The 13,164-nt window shown below is 68.7% G+C and carries 13 protein-coding genes; 8 read left to right on the forward strand and 5 right to left on the reverse strand.

Features of this window, described 5'->3' with window-relative positions:
- The first annotated feature begins 44 nt into the window (after positions 1-44).
- Positions 45-524, forward strand: a complete 480-nt coding sequence (locus tag OEB96_RS15000; RefSeq protein WP_266216480.1) for a hypothetical protein — start codon at positions 45-47, stop codon at positions 522-524.
- 28 nt (positions 525-552) lie between these two features.
- Here OEB96_RS15000 and OEB96_RS15005 read toward each other — a convergent pair whose 3' ends face one another.
- The 3 genes from OEB96_RS15005 to OEB96_RS15015 all read right to left on the reverse strand — a co-directional run bounded on the left by OEB96_RS15005 (position 553) and on the right by OEB96_RS15015 (position 4,256).
- Entirely contained in the window at positions 553-1,626 is a 1,074-nt protein-coding gene (locus OEB96_RS15005) for a 3-oxoacyl-ACP synthase III family protein (RefSeq protein ID WP_266216481.1), read from the reverse strand.
- Positions 1,627-1,715: 89 nt separating this feature from the next.
- Entirely contained in the window at positions 1,716-3,503 is a 1,788-nt protein-coding gene (locus tag OEB96_RS15010) for a thiamine pyrophosphate-dependent enzyme (RefSeq protein ID WP_266216482.1), read from the reverse strand.
- A gap of 417 nt (positions 3,504-3,920) precedes the next feature.
- The gene (locus OEB96_RS15015; RefSeq protein ID WP_266216483.1) at positions 3,921-4,256 is read right to left on the reverse strand and encodes a hypothetical protein; all 336 of its coding nucleotides are present in this window, start codon (positions 4,254-4,256) and stop codon (positions 3,921-3,923) included.
- Positions 4,257-4,356: 100 nt separating this feature from the next.
- On the opposite strand from OEB96_RS15015, the gene OEB96_RS15020 reads away from it, so the two are divergent.
- Positions 4,357-5,958 carry a xylulokinase gene (locus tag OEB96_RS15020; protein WP_266216484.1) on the forward strand — a complete coding sequence of 534 codons (1,602 nt, stop codon included), beginning with the start codon at positions 4,357-4,359 and terminating at the stop codon, positions 5,956-5,958.
- On the forward strand, positions 5,955-7,481 hold the full coding sequence (locus OEB96_RS15025; protein WP_266216485.1) for a pyridoxal phosphate-dependent decarboxylase family protein: 1,527 nt from the start codon (positions 5,955-5,957) through the stop codon (positions 7,479-7,481). The genes OEB96_RS15020 and OEB96_RS15025 overlap by 4 nt, the downstream gene beginning before the upstream one ends.
- 20 nt (positions 7,482-7,501) lie before the next feature.
- Here the strand turns inward: OEB96_RS15025 and OEB96_RS15030 are convergent, their stop codons facing one another.
- Positions 7,502-8,416 carry a hypothetical protein gene (locus OEB96_RS15030; RefSeq protein ID WP_266216486.1) on the reverse strand — a complete coding sequence of 305 codons (915 nt, stop codon included), beginning with the start codon at positions 8,414-8,416 and terminating at the stop codon, positions 7,502-7,504.
- A gap of 175 nt (positions 8,417-8,591) precedes the next feature.
- On the opposite strand from OEB96_RS15030, the gene OEB96_RS15035 reads away from it, so the two are divergent.
- Both OEB96_RS15035 and OEB96_RS15040 read left to right on the forward strand, forming a co-directional pair.
- Positions 8,592-9,032, forward strand: a complete 441-nt coding sequence (locus OEB96_RS15035) for an acyl-CoA thioesterase (RefSeq protein ID WP_266216487.1) — start codon at positions 8,592-8,594, stop codon at positions 9,030-9,032.
- A 33-nt stretch (positions 9,033-9,065) separates the two neighbouring features.
- Positions 9,066-9,872 carry an ATP-grasp domain-containing protein gene (locus tag OEB96_RS15040; protein ID WP_266216488.1) on the forward strand — a complete coding sequence of 269 codons (807 nt, stop codon included), beginning with the start codon at positions 9,066-9,068 and terminating at the stop codon, positions 9,870-9,872.
- Positions 9,873-9,946: 74 nt separating this feature from the next.
- On the opposite strand, the gene OEB96_RS15045 is transcribed toward OEB96_RS15040, so the two are convergent.
- Positions 9,947-10,168 (reverse strand): hypothetical protein, encoded by a 222-nt coding sequence (locus tag OEB96_RS15045; protein ID WP_266216489.1) that lies wholly within the window; start codon positions 10,166-10,168, stop codon positions 9,947-9,949.
- A 13-nt stretch (positions 10,169-10,181) separates the two neighbouring features.
- On the opposite strand from OEB96_RS15045, the gene OEB96_RS15050 reads away from it, so the two are divergent.
- From OEB96_RS15050 to OEB96_RS15060, 3 genes are all read left to right on the forward strand, one after another.
- Positions 10,182-11,072 (forward strand): metallophosphoesterase family protein, encoded by an 891-nt coding sequence (locus OEB96_RS15050; protein ID WP_266216490.1) that lies wholly within the window; start codon positions 10,182-10,184, stop codon positions 11,070-11,072.
- A 75-nt stretch (positions 11,073-11,147) separates the two neighbouring features.
- On the forward strand, positions 11,148-11,909 hold the full coding sequence (locus OEB96_RS15055; protein ID WP_266216491.1) for an SDR family NAD(P)-dependent oxidoreductase: 762 nt from the start codon (positions 11,148-11,150) through the stop codon (positions 11,907-11,909).
- Between the two features lie 37 nt (positions 11,910-11,946).
- A complete protein-coding gene (locus OEB96_RS15060; protein WP_266216492.1) occupies positions 11,947-13,161 on the forward strand; it encodes an FG-GAP repeat domain-containing protein in 1,215 nt (404 codons plus the stop codon).
- The last annotated feature ends 3 nt before the right edge of the window (positions 13,162-13,164 follow it).

Here is a 13,164-nt window from a genome sequence, read left to right on the forward strand (position 1 = left end):
ACTCTCAGGCGAGGACGCAGGAGACGGCTCCTAGGCTCGGGATCATGGCCCACGCTGATCTGCAGGTGTTGGTGCAAGACGAGGGGTTCGTGTTCGCTCGCCTGCGTGCCCTCGGGATCCTGGTGTGGTTCAAGACGCCGACGACTCAGCGAGCACGCCTGGTTGCGGGACACCTGCGAGACATCGCCGCTGGCGGCTTTGCGCTGCTCACCATCGTCACCCCGCCGTGCGCCCCCGTGGGTGCCGACGTGCGCGCCATCTTCGACGCGGGTCTGCGCGCCAACCAGGACTCCCTCCTTGGAACCGCCACCGTGATCCAGGTCGAGGGCGTCCTCGGGGGCCTGACCCGGGCGATCTCTCGCGCGGTCACGTTGGTGAGCCGCGTCCCCTACCCCAACAACGTGTATGCCACCGTTGCCGACGCGGCCATGTGGATCCCCCAGATCCTCTCGGAATCGGCACAGCCCCCTCCGACGCCCGAGGAGATCGTCGAGAGGGTCTCGGCGGTCCTGAGGCGAAAGTAGCCGAGGGCACCACGTCCGAGGTCCGCGCTCAATGAACCGGACCGAGGGCCACGTCGCTCCAGCGCATGACGGTGGCGACCGCCGTGGAGACGCTGCCCACGGCGTACATCAACACCCAGTCCCCGTCCGAGAGCATGCCCGTCCTCGCGGACTCGTGCAGATTGATCGGCAGGAGCGCAGTGCCCGTGTTGGCGAACCGCTCATAGGTCGAGATCGCCTTGCGGCGATCGATGCCCAGCACTTCGCAGGCGAAATCGGCGTACCAAGCAGTGGGTGTATTGACGACCAGGCAACCGATGTCCTTGGGTCCGATACCCGCACGCTCGAGCGCACCCAGGCATGCTGCACGCATGGTGGGCTCCCCGGACTCGTTGATGATCTCCGCGGTGTCCTTGCTCGCGGCAATCCGGGGAACGGGGCCGAGCACCGGATCCACGACCAGGTCGAGACGAAACGTACCGCACGTGGCTGACGTGTTGACGGTGTGCTGCGCGACCCACCCCCGGTCATCGGGAACCTCGCCCACCAGCATCGCCCCCGCGCCGTCTCCCATGAACCAAGACATGGTGTCCTCCTCGGGGGCAATCCGCGAGTAGGAGCACGAGGCCACCACCAGGGCGTTGCGATAGTGACCCGCCTGCACCAGGCCAATGGCGGTGTTGAGGGAGACCAAGGTGCTCGAGCACGCCGACTCGAGGTTGATGCCAGGGCAGCACATGCCGAGGTCGCGGACGAGATAGGCCGCGTTGCCCGGGCCGAACTGGTCGGGGAGGAACGAGGACACCAGCACCAAGTCCACCTCGGAAGGACTCCAGTAGGCAGCGGCCAGGGCTTCCCTGGCCGCCGCGACCTCCATGCCCAACCCGGTCTCGTGCTCCGACAGGATGCGCCGCTCGACGGAGCCGCGGAAGGGATCGGAGAGGTAGGGCGCCATCATCCGATCGAAGGTGTTCTGCTCGTCTGCATCGCGCTTCTTCCAGAGCTTGGCGAGGCTCTTGTGCTCGGCCTGCGCCACCAGATCCGGGTGGCGCTCCTGCCAGTACGAATTGCGCCGCACTTGCTCGGGTACGAAGTATGCGACCGATTTGATTCCGATTCCCACGAACCCTCCTCTGCGCCCTGCTGCTACCCTCGAACGGGCACCCGCCGACGTGCGGATGCCGGTGACGACTCAAGCGACCGCGGCCGTCATCACTCGAGTTCCTCGCTGTGCACCCCCTGCTCGCGCAGGTTGTTGAGTCGGCTCCCGACCGGGGGCACCTCATCGGGGTCGATGACGACGTCGACCACGAATGGGCCGCGTGCCGCCATCGCTCGACGCAGCGCCCACTCGAGCTCGTCCTCCGACTCGATGCGAATGCCGTCGGCCCCCATCGAGCGAGCAAAGGCGGCAAAGTCGGTACGCGGGATCGCCGTCTCGACCGGCTCGTAGCCGGCGCTGCGCATGCCGTGCTCCACCATTCCGTACTGCGAGTCGTTGACCACGACCCAGACCACGGGTAGGTCGTACTGGACAGCCGTGCTCACCTCGCAGTTCATGAGCATCGCCCCGTCTCCGACGACCGACACGGCCTTGTCGGCGTGGTGCAACGCCGCTCCCAGCACCCCGGTCGCGCCGTGTCCCATCGAGCCCCATCCCATGTTCGCACGGTAGCGTCCGGGCCTGGGGAAGCGCAGGTAGTGGTTGGTCCAGGCGAACGAGTTGCCCGCCTCGGCCACGACGATCGCCTCGGAGTCGTCCACCACCACTCGCTGGATGGCACTCATCAGCATCTGCGGGCGAACGAGCCCCATCCGGCGCGGCATCGGCAGCAACGGCGGCTCGTGCGGCTCGAACTCGGCCGACGCCCTGGGCTCCTGGGGCAGCTGCTCGAACAGCGCCGTCAGGAACGTGGAGAGCTCGGCCTGGATGCCCAGCGTCGGCACATCGGGATAGGAGACCCCGGGGACCGTCGGGTCGACGTCGACGTGGATGAAGCTCTTGGAGGGTCGCAGCTCCGCTGACCAGCCCGAGCTGAACTCCCCCAGTCGGGTGCCGAGCACGAGGATGTGCTCGGGCTGCAGCGCCCGGACGGCCTTGCTGGGCCCCTCGTGCCCGCCGAGACCCGTGACCCCCACGTAGAGCGGATGGTTCTCGGGGAACACGCCCTTGGCCCGTGGCGTCGCCATCACCGGAGCACCGAGGTGCTCGGCGAGCTTGCGCACCAGCCGAGAGCAGTTGCGAGCGCCGTACCCCACCCAGAGCATCACGCGACCCGTCGTCAGCATGCGGGCGCAGGTCGACACGTCGTGCATGTCGATCAGGCGCTCCGGTCGCCGCTCGTCGATCTCGGGCGTGCGCGGCCGCTTGCCCAGGCTCATCGACTGGATGCTCGTGGGCATGGCGATGTGGGCCACGAAACCCTGCGGACGCCGCAGGCCTCGGGCGAGGCGGCAGATCGCAACCTCGACCTGATCCTCGTGATCGATGACGGTGGCATAGTCGAAGAGGGGTCCGGCCGTGTAGAGCCCGCCCAGCAGCGCATGCGGGCCCGACTCCTGTAGTGCCCACCGATCCCGTCGTGGCGCTGGCGTCGTCCCTGAAACGAAGATCACCTGCGCTCCCTCTCGTCGAGCCACGAACAGCCCGGTCAGGGCATTGGTGATCCCCGGTCCGGTGGTCGCGAACACCACGGATGGCCGTCCACTGGCCAATGAGGCCTCCACGGCAGCAAACGCGGCCCCGGACTCGTGGCGCGTGTGCACCACCTGGATGCGGGAGCGATTGAGCGCATCGGACATGGGCGCAATCCCGCCTCCGACCACCCCGAACGCCGTGGTCACCCCCAGATCGGTGAGCGTGCTTGCCAATGCATCACAGAGCCGAGTCGATTGCGGCTCGACGACGAAGCTCAACAGCTCGTTGGCGTCGATGCCGGAACCCTCCCCCGGGACTCCCACCTCGCCCTGGATCTCCACCAGTGCCTGCGTATTCTTCATGGCCCGTCCTTGCGTCGAGCGCCCTGATTTGCCGTTCCGTGGCGTGGACCCCGCTCCCCAGCGAGGTCCCAGGGACACTGATCCGACGCCCCCTTACATGTAGTAGTTTGTACCGTCACGGGACGCACAATCAAGGAAGCCCACGTGTTTTCCGCTCAAAAGCGTCCCCTTTTGGGAACGCACGATCTCGAGTGAAGAAAAATCCATTTGATTTCAAATGGATACCCACTGGGCGGGATCGCCTCCGGATGCTCGCCGACTCAGCGCCTACTTAATTGTGTTCAATCACGATCGCGATCGAGCACGGGCTCACCGTCATGCGCAATAGACGCGCGGCGGTGAACCCGCGATCGTACCTTCAATGCGACTCGAGCGAGGTCCCCTGCCACTGAGCGGCCGCAAATCGTCTCGGCCGCACTACTTGTTGGGTCCCTTGATCACATCGGACATCATCGACGGAAGCTCCTCGCGCTTGGGCGCACTGGTGACTTCGTCGGCCATGCCCGGATCGGCATCCTCGCCTGCGAACGTGATGACCTCGGTGCTGGGATCCTTGGCCAGGGCGTCGGGCGAGGCCTCGGCGGCGTCCTCGGACACGGGTTCCGGCTCCGGCTCCGGCTCGTCGACGATCACCACCGGGGGATCGAGCTGCGCGGCCTCGGGGTCCGCGGTGGCGGTGTCACTGGAGGCGCACCCCCAAAGCGGGGCCAGAGCAGCGGCAAGCACGAACACACGGACACGGGTCGCCATCATCGTCAAGCCTACACGCATCGACCGTGCAGTGGGTTCCTTGCCCGAGCAAGGTCGCCTCGTGACCGAGTGAGGGCGGTATGCTCCGCGCCGACGAGGCGCCTTGACCGATTCGCCGCTCATCCTCGCCATCGATCTGGGGACCTCGGGTCCCAAGGTCGCGCTCGTGACGGCCACCGGGCGGGTGCTCGGAGGCGAGACCGCCCCCACCAAGCTGTACCTATCGGAGGGCGGCGGAGCCGAGCAGGACCCCGAGGACTGGTGGGAGGCGATCGTGACCGCCGCCACCCGCCTCCACGAGCGAGGCCTCGGCGATCCCGCGCGCGTGGTCGCGGTGGGGGTGACCTCGCAGTGGGCGGGCACGGTACCCGTGGACGCCGAAGGTCGCGCGCTGGGTCGCGCCGTGATCTGGATGGACTCGCGCGGCGCCAAGTACATCGACGAGCTCGTGGGCGGGCCCGTGCGCGTGGAGGGCTACGCCGCCCACAAGCTGTGGACGTGGATCCGCCGCACCGGTGGCGCCCCGAGCCTGGTCGGCAAGGAGCCCCTGGCGCACATCCTCTTCCTGCGCCACGAGCGACCGCAGATCTATCGCGATGCGGTCAAGCTGCTCGAGCCCAAGGACTACCTCGTCGGGCGGCTCACGGGGCGGGCGATCGCCACCTACGACTCGATCGCCCTGCACTGGATCACCGACAATCGCGACGTTGGGCGCATCGACTACGATCCCGCGCTGCTGCGCCTGGCCGGGCTGCCGCGCGACAAGCTGCCGGAGCTGTGCGGGGCGACCGACGTGGTGGGCACGCTGGTGCCCGAGGCCGCGCGCGCGCTGGGCCTGTCGACCGACGTGAAGGTGGTCGGCGGCACCCCCGACGTGCAATCGGCCGCGATCGGCTCGGGCGCCGTGAGGGATCGGCAAGCCCACGTGTACCTGGGGACGTCGTCGTGGCTCACCTGCCATGTGCCGTTCAAGAAGACCGACCTACGCAACAACATGGCGTCGCTGCCCTCTGCTCTGCCCGGCCGCTACTTCGTGGCCAACGAGCAAGAGACCGCGGGTGCCTGCCTGAGCTGGCTGCGCGACAACCTGCTGCACCCCGACGACGCGCTCGGCAGCGGGCCCGCCCCCGACGACTTCTTCGTGCGCCTGGACCAGGCCGCCGCCTCGGCCGCGCCCGGAGCGGGGGGCGTGCTGTTCACCCCGTGGCTCTACGGCGAGCGCTGTCCCATCGCCGACCATGCGGTGCGGGCCGCGTTCATCAATCTCTCGCTCACCACCACGCGCGCCGACATGCTGCGGGCCGTGCTCGAGGGGGTGGCGCTCAACAGCCGCTGGCTGCTCGAGGCGCTCGAGCGCTTCGTGGGCCAGCGCCTCGAGCCGATCCGCATCATCGGCGGGGGCGCTCGCTCGGCGCTGTGGTGCCAGATCTACGCCGACGTGCTCGGCCGGGAGATCGAGCAGGTGGAGGACGCCCTGCAGTGCAACGCCCGGGGCGCCGCGCTGGTGGCCAGCCTGGGGCTGGGCCTGCTCGAGGCCGACGACATCCCGCGGCACGTGGGGGTGAGCGCTCGCTTCGCGCCGCGAACCGAGCATCGCACGACCTACGACCGCCTGTTCCACGAGTACCGCACGCTCTATCGCCGCACGCGAGCCATCTACGCGCGCCTGCACCAGGACGCCGAGGACCGGAGATCATCGCCATGACGCTCTTGCACGAGACCCGCAATCGCCTGCGCGAGCGCCTGCGCAAGCCGACCGAGCGCGCCCTCTCGGTCGCGTTCCGCTACGCCAAGCGCGTGCCGTTCGTGAAGCGGCGCCTCGAGGCCGAGTACGCCTCGATGCTCGAGGAGATCCGGGCCGCCGCCAAGCCCTACCGCGACCGCGTGCCCAGCCACCCGCGGCTGCCCGAGCTCGGGCACGATCGCGAGCAGCTGCTGGCCGAGATCGACGCGCTGCAGGCCCAGGAAGCCGACCGCTGGCGCGACGGCTTCGTCTCCGGCGCGGTCTACCACGGGGATCGCGAGCACATCGAGTTCCTGAACCAGGTCTACGCCCGCTGCTCGCAGGCCAACCCGCTGCACGCCGACCTGTGGCCCAGCGTGGTCAAGTACGAGGCCGAGATCGTGGCGATGACCGCCCACATGCTCGGCGGCGCCTACGTGAGCGAGCACGACGACGTGTGCGGCACCGTATCGTCGGGCGGGACCGAGAGCATCATGCTCGCGATGAAGACCTACCGCGACCAGGCGCGGCAGCAGCGGGGCATCAAGAGCCCGCAGATGGTCGTGCCCTCGTCGGCCCATGCCGCGTTCGACAAGGCCAGCCGCTACTTCGGGATCGAGATGATCAAGGTCCCGGTGGGCGCCGATTGCCGGGCCGACGTGGGGGCCACACGCCAGGCGATCACGCGCAACACGGTGGTGGTGGTGGGCTCGGCGCCCTCGTTCCCGCATGGAGTCGTCGATCCGATCGAGGAGCTCGCGGAGCTCGCCCGCGCGCGCGGGATCGGCTTCCACACCGATGCGTGCCTCGGTGGCTTCGTGCTGCCGTGGGCGACGGAGCTCGGCTACCCGGTGCCGCGCTTCGACTTCCGCGTGCCCGGGGTCACCTCGATCTCCGCCGATACGCACAAGTACGGCTACGCGGCCAAGGGGACCTCGGTGGTGCTCTATCGCAACAAGGGGCTGCGGCGCTTCCAGTGGTACACGACCACGGACTGGCCGGGCGGGCTCTACATGTCGCCCACGTTCGCGGGCAGCCGCCCGGGTGCGCTCTCGGCCGCGTGCTGGGCCGCGATGCTGTCGATCGGGGCGCAGGGGTACCGGGAGGCCACGCGCAGGATCCTCGAGACCGCCGCCACCATCCGGGCCGGGATCGAGAACGTACCCGGGCTGCGCGTGCTCGGCGATCCGCTCTGGGTGATCGCGTTCGCCTCGGACGAGCTCGACATCTACCGGGTGATGGACTTCATGTCGCACCGGCGGTGGAACCTCAATGGGCTGCATCGGCCGGCCTGCGTGCACCTGTGCGTCACGCTGCGGCACACCCAGCCCGGGGTGGCCGAGCGGTTCCTGGCCGACCTGCGCGAGGCGGTGCAGCACGTGCGCACGCAGCCCGCCGGCAAGGGCGGCATGGCACCGATCTACGGGCTGGCGGGGAGCCTTCCCGTGCGCGGGGCGATCTCCGACGTGCTCGAGCGGTATCTCGACGTGCTCTACGAGGTGTGAGCGACCTCGATCGCAGGCGCCTACCGAGCGAACAGCTCGCGTGCTCGTTCGACCGTGGCGGCCTGGCACAGCCAGGACTCGAGACGCTGGTCGTCGTCGCATCGCGCGAGGCGACGGCGATGCGCGGGCGCGAGGTTCAGCCCCCGCGACTGCAGCACCAGGGCAATCGCCCTGCGGCATGCTTCTCGGCGGCCCTCCTCGCGACCTTCCTCGCGACCGCGAGCGTGTCCTTCGGCGAACTTGCGTCGGCCGATCCTGGTGAAGCTGATGTTGGTTCCGATTTCCATGACGTCCTCGATTTCTCTGCGGGTCTTGGCGTCGATCGACGCCGTGATCAATTCCAGCAACAGGGTACTTCCGCCACGGTTGGCGTCCAGCCGTTCGTGCACGGCTTGCAATGCGACTCGATTGAGACGCTTCGATCCAGCACGCCGGCCGTGCACCATCACGGCGAGCGTGGCGAGCTCGGGGTGCCTTCTCGCATCTTCGAGGTCCATCGTGCGTGGGATCTGCTTGGGTCCAATGACCAGCGGCCGTAGCGTCATGCGACCGCGTCCGATGTCGATGGGGCGCGAGGCCCAGCGCGCGATCCGTGAGCAGGGCGTGAGCACCACCAGCGTGGTGGGGCACCGTAGTCGAGCCCGTACTCCGGCGAGGTGGATCGGCCAGGTCCACCATTTGTCGTCATCTTCCCCGCACTGGATCTCGTTGACGAAGGCTTCCTCGGGCGTGCCATCGCGGATCCGCTGGAGTACGACCGTACCGTCGGCCGTGTGGTCGGAGGCCCGGAGCTGCCGGACGGTCTCCGGCCCCTGACTTGCCTGGAGACCTTCGGGCAGCGCGATGTCGAGACTGCGCTGCAGCAGGACCGGCCATAGCTCGGGGTGCTCGGTCACGAGCTTGGTCAATCCCTGGTGGATGAACGAGGGGGGCATGCCGATCCCCAAAGCAAGATCGGTTCCGAGAGGCACCCTTCATGATCTCATGAAGTTGCGAGGGCGTTGGTCGTGCAGTGGCCAACCGATGGACCACCCCTTGGCCAACCGGTTGGCCACCAGGGCCGCCTCGGGTGCTTGGAGGACGTGCGGTCTGGTAGCGTGCGCGGCTGCGATGTCGACCTGGTTCGAGACGTATCGAGGCGTCGTCCACCCGTGGATGTGCGATCAATTCGGCCACCTCAACGTGCGGTTCTACGCGCACATCTTCGACGACTCGGGCTTTGCCCTGTGGCCGATGGTGGGCGTGGGGCGGTTGGCGTTCGAGCGGGCCGGGGCGCATACGGTGGTGGCTCGCACGGAGACGGACTTTCGGGCCGAGCTCCCGCCGGGGCGATTCATCGTGGTGCGCAGCCGGTTCGAGCGAGTCGGGAGCAAGAGCGTCGGCTACGTACAGGAGCTGCGCGACGCGGACACCGACCAGCTGCACGCGGAGCAGCGGGTGGTGGAGGTGTTCTTCGATCCGAGGACCCGGGCGTCGTGCCCGATGCCGGACGCGATCCGCGAGGCGCTGGAGCGAACGGTGGGGACGTCCGAGACCGACGACATGCGCTGACGAACGCCGCTCGACCGGCGTATCCTGCGGGTGATGCACTGGCTGCTCGAGCCCGACGTCTTCGGTGAAGGACCACCGCCGCTGCTCGAGCCCGCGCGACGAGCCGGGCACGAGGTGACGATCTGGCGTGACGACTGGTGGTCGTCGCAAGGGTTCCCGAGGATCGAGGACGACCGCGTGGTGTTCCACGGAAGCCTCGGCAATGCGGCCCGCATCGCGACCCAGCTCGCGACACGGCAGCGATGGTCACCGGGTGCGTACTGCAACGAACAACGCATTCGATGCTCGGCGTGGTATCCCGCGGCTCAGCGCTGGAGCCTCAACCAGCGCTACATAGCGACCACGGTGGGCGCCCTGTGTGCAGACCCCCGAGCAGTCGTGAAGGGCTTGGGCGAGGGGCTCGATGCGATCTTCGTGCGCCCCGACAGCCCGCTCAAGCCGTTCTCCGGTCGCGTCGTGCATCTCGAAGGGCTCACCCCAGGCAACCTCGACCACGGGTTCTACTACGACGACCTCGCGTTGCCGATCGTAGTCGCGCCCGTGAACGCCATCCACGAAGAGTGGCGTTTCGTGGCGGTGGGTGGAGTCGTGATCACCGGCAGCGGATATCTGGCGCAGGGACGGCGAAGCACCGGTTCAGTCCCTCCGGCGCCCGCGTGGGCGCTGGCGGAGACGATCGCACGCGAGCTGCCGGCCCCCGATCCAGTCTACGTGCTCGACCTGGGACACATCGAAGATGGGCTGCGCCTGGTGGAGATCAACCCCTTCAGCGGGTCCGACCTCCATGCCTGCGATCTCGATGCGATCGTAACGGCTGTTGCGGCGAGCGCTGTCCAGTAGATCTGGCCACCGACGGTCTCACGTAGGTGCATCGAGTGCCGCCCGCACGCCCGGGTCCGCATTTGTCGATGCGCTCACACGTTGCTACCGTTCGACATGCGTTCGCGAATCGCTGCGGTGCTCATGATGGCCGCGTCGGCGTGTACCGATGCACCCGGGCGCGAGCCCCTCGCGACGACGGGAACGAGCGGCCCGGCGTCCACATCGAGCGGCCTTCTCGACGACGGGACGAGCACCGCCGCGGACACGGCGTCGCCCGACCCGGAGACCACCGCCGCGGAGTCGACGTCGAGCACCGGATCGCTCGACATGGGCACGCCAGGGTTCGCTCCGTTGCGGGTGCTCGTGGTGTCCGATCTCAACGACAGCTACGGCAGCACGACGTACTCCGCTGCGGTCCACGACGCCGTGGCCTCGATCATCGCGCGGGAACCCGACGTCGTGCTGTCGACCGGTGACATGGTCGCGGGCCAGCAAGCGGGGCTCGACTACCCCGCGATGTGGGCGGGGTTCCACGCTGCGGTGTCCGACGAGCTCGCGGCCGCAGGCCTGCCGTTCGCCGTGTCGCCTGGCAATCACGATGCGTCGGGCTATCCGGCGTTCGCGGCCGAGCGCGCGCAGTTCGTCGCCGAGTGGATGGACCGCAAGCCCGAGCTCGAGTTCGTCGACGACTCGGACTATCCGCTGCGCTACTCGTTCAACGCCGGCGCGGCGCTGTTCGTCGCGCTCGACTCGACGACGGTCGGGGCGCTCGACGCCGAGCAGATGCAGTGGCTGGACGGCCAGCTGGGCGGAAGCGATGCGCCAACGAAGGTCGTGTTCGGCCACGTGCCGCTCGTTCCGTTCGCGGTCGGCCGCGAGGACGAGATCATCGGCGATCCTGCGCTCGAGGCGATGCTCGAGCAGCACGGCGTCACGATGTTCATCAGCGGCCACCACCACGTCTACTACCCGGGCCGTCGCGGAGCGCTCCGCCACGTCAGCATGGCGTGCCTCGGCGCCGGCCCGCGAGCGTGGATCGGCACCAACACCACATCCCCACGCGCGGTGCTCGAGCTCGAGATCGACGAGCGCGGCGCGATCGCAGGGCTCGAGGCGCTGGCCGGACCAGCGTTCGACACCCCGATCCCGCGTACCGACCTGCCCGAATCGCTCACCTACGGTCCGTGGACGGTCACCCGCGACGATCTGCCGGAGTGACGGGGCTGCCGCAACATTTTGGACGCAGCGCGCGGGGTTTTTGACCGACGGAGAACCGCGCTACCGTCCCGGTCCATGGCGCTGACGATCTCGCTCACCAACAAGGTCGCCCTGGTCACCGGAGGAGGCCGCGGCATCGGCCGTGACATCGCGCGATGCCTGGCCGAGGCAGGAGCCCAGGTGGTGATCGCCAGCCGCAAGCAGGAGCAGCTCGACGCCACCGCAGCGGAGCTCCGCGATCTCCCGGGGCGGGTGATCCCCATCGCCTGCCACGTGGGGCGCGAGGATCAGCTCACGGGGCTGTGCGATCGCGTGGAGGCGGAGGTGGGTCCGATCGACGTGCTGGTCAACAACGCCGCCACCAACATCGGCCAGGGGCCGTCGCTGGAGACGGACACGTCGATGCTCGACAAGATGGTCGACGTCAACATCAAGTCGGCGTTTCGCCTGGTGCATCGGGTGGTGCCCGGGATGATCGAGCGCGGCGGGGGCTCGGTGCTCAACATCGTGTCGATCTCGGGCCTCAAGCCACAGGCTGGCGGGCTGCTCTACAGCTTCACCAAGGCCGGGCTCATCATGCTCACTCGCAGCTGGGCCCGGGAGTTCGGCCCGCACGGGGTGCGGGTCAATGCGATCGCGCCGGGGCTGATCCAGACCGACTTCTCGGCCTACTACTGGAAGGACGAGAGCCGCAAGACCGAGCTGGTGGGCGATCAGCCGCTGCCGCGGCTGGGGCAGCCCCAAGACGTCGGGCCGGCGGCCGCGTTCCTGTGCTCGGACCTGGCGGCGTTCATCACCGGGCAGGTGCTGGTCATCGACGGCGGGGCGCTGGCCTGATCGAACGGCAGGAAACTCGTCGCCGCATGCGGCGTGCATGCCGGCACGAGGAGACGAGTCGATGGGCGAGGAACGAAGGAGCGCCCGGGCGGTCAGCGTCCTGGGCGCGATGGGTGTCGTGTGCACGATGGGTACGGGCGCGTGTGATCTGCCGGTTTCGACCGTGCTGATGGATCTGGGGGATCCAGTCACGGTGCCGCTGGGGGTGGGGATCACGCCGCTGTCGCTCGAGCCCGGCGATTTCGATGGCGATGGTGCGACCGACGTGCTGATCGGCGGGCTCTCGCCGGGCGGAGGAACGACGGGCGCGGTGCGGCGGGGCAACGGTGACGGCACGCTGCAGCCGGCCGTCGACGCCGGGCTGAACGCCTGCAGCGCCTACCCGGCCGTCGGCAACCTCAACGGGGACGCTCGCAGCGACGCGATCGCGCTCGGCTGCGCCAACGATCTGGCGGTGCTCATCGGCCGGGCCAACGCCACGCTCTCGCCGTGGTCGGCGTGGCCGCCCAACACCTACTCGCCGACCCCGGTCACCGGTCTGGCGATCGGCGACTTCGAGTCCGACGGTGACGGCGACGTCTTCGTGCTGCGCGTCGCGGCCACCGGGAGCACGGCGATCGTGCACATCGAGCTGAGCAACGCGGCGCAGGGCTTCTGGTCGACGGGTGGAACGCTCTTCAACCCCAACGAGGCGAGATTCCACCCCGAGCAGATGCTCTTGGCCCACCTCGACGACGACGACCTGCTCGACCTGGTGCTCACCGATCGCGACGCGGGGGTTGCCACCATGCTCGGCACCATCCCCGAGTCGTTTGCGCTGGCGCGGGAGCTCGAGCTGAGCGTGAACCCGTGGCTCACCCGCGTCGGCGACATGGACGGCGACGGGCTCGACGACCTGGTGGTGTTGAGCCGCACCGATGGTGCCGTGCAGGTGCTCCTGGCCGCGGGGGACGGGACCATGCTCCCGCAGCCGCCGGTGCCCGTGCCCGTAATCCTGCCCTACGACGCCGCGCTGGGCGATCTCGACGACGACGGCGACCTCGACGTGGCGCTGGTCGACGACGGCACCCCAGAGCTGCTGGTGCTGCGAGGCGATGGCGCGGGAGGCCTGGGCAACTCGACGCAGCGCACCCTGCCAAGCGGCGCCATTCGGGTCCACGCGGCCGATTTCGACGGCGACGGCATCGACGACGTGCTCGCCGCCACCTACGCCAATCACTCGCTGAGCCTGGTGCTCAGCACGATGCCGTAGCGT

This window comes from Paraliomyxa miuraensis (genome assembly GCF_026337845.1).
GTDB classification, from domain to species: domain Bacteria; phylum Myxococcota_A; class Polyangia; order Nannocystales; family Nannocystaceae; genus Paraliomyxa; species Paraliomyxa miuraensis.

Coding starts and splice junctions, on each gene's coding strand:
- OEB96_RS15000 (WP_266216480.1), top strand. CDS start 45: ATGGCCCACGCTGATCTGCAGGTGTTGGTGCAAGACGAGGGGTTCGTG.
- OEB96_RS15010 (WP_266216482.1), bottom strand. CDS start 3,503: ATGAAGAATACGCAGGCACTGGTGGAGATCCAGGGCGAGGTGGGAGTC.
- OEB96_RS15015 (WP_266216483.1), bottom strand. CDS start 4,256: ATGATGGCGACCCGTGTCCGTGTGTTCGTGCTTGCCGCTGCTCTGGCC.
- OEB96_RS15025 (WP_266216485.1), top strand. CDS start 5,955: ATGACGCTCTTGCACGAGACCCGCAATCGCCTGCGCGAGCGCCTGCGC.
- OEB96_RS15030 (WP_266216486.1), bottom strand. CDS start 8,416: ATGCCCCCCTCGTTCATCCACCAGGGATTGACCAAGCTCGTGACCGAG.
- OEB96_RS15035 (WP_266216487.1), top strand. CDS start 8,592: ATGTCGACCTGGTTCGAGACGTATCGAGGCGTCGTCCACCCGTGGATG.
- OEB96_RS15040 (WP_266216488.1), top strand. CDS start 9,066: ATGCACTGGCTGCTCGAGCCCGACGTCTTCGGTGAAGGACCACCGCCG.
- OEB96_RS15050 (WP_266216490.1), top strand. CDS start 10,182: ATGGGCACGCCAGGGTTCGCTCCGTTGCGGGTGCTCGTGGTGTCCGAT.
- OEB96_RS15055 (WP_266216491.1), top strand. CDS start 11,148: ATGGCGCTGACGATCTCGCTCACCAACAAGGTCGCCCTGGTCACCGGA.
- OEB96_RS15060 (WP_266216492.1), top strand. CDS start 11,947: ATGCCGGCACGAGGAGACGAGTCGATGGGCGAGGAACGAAGGAGCGCC.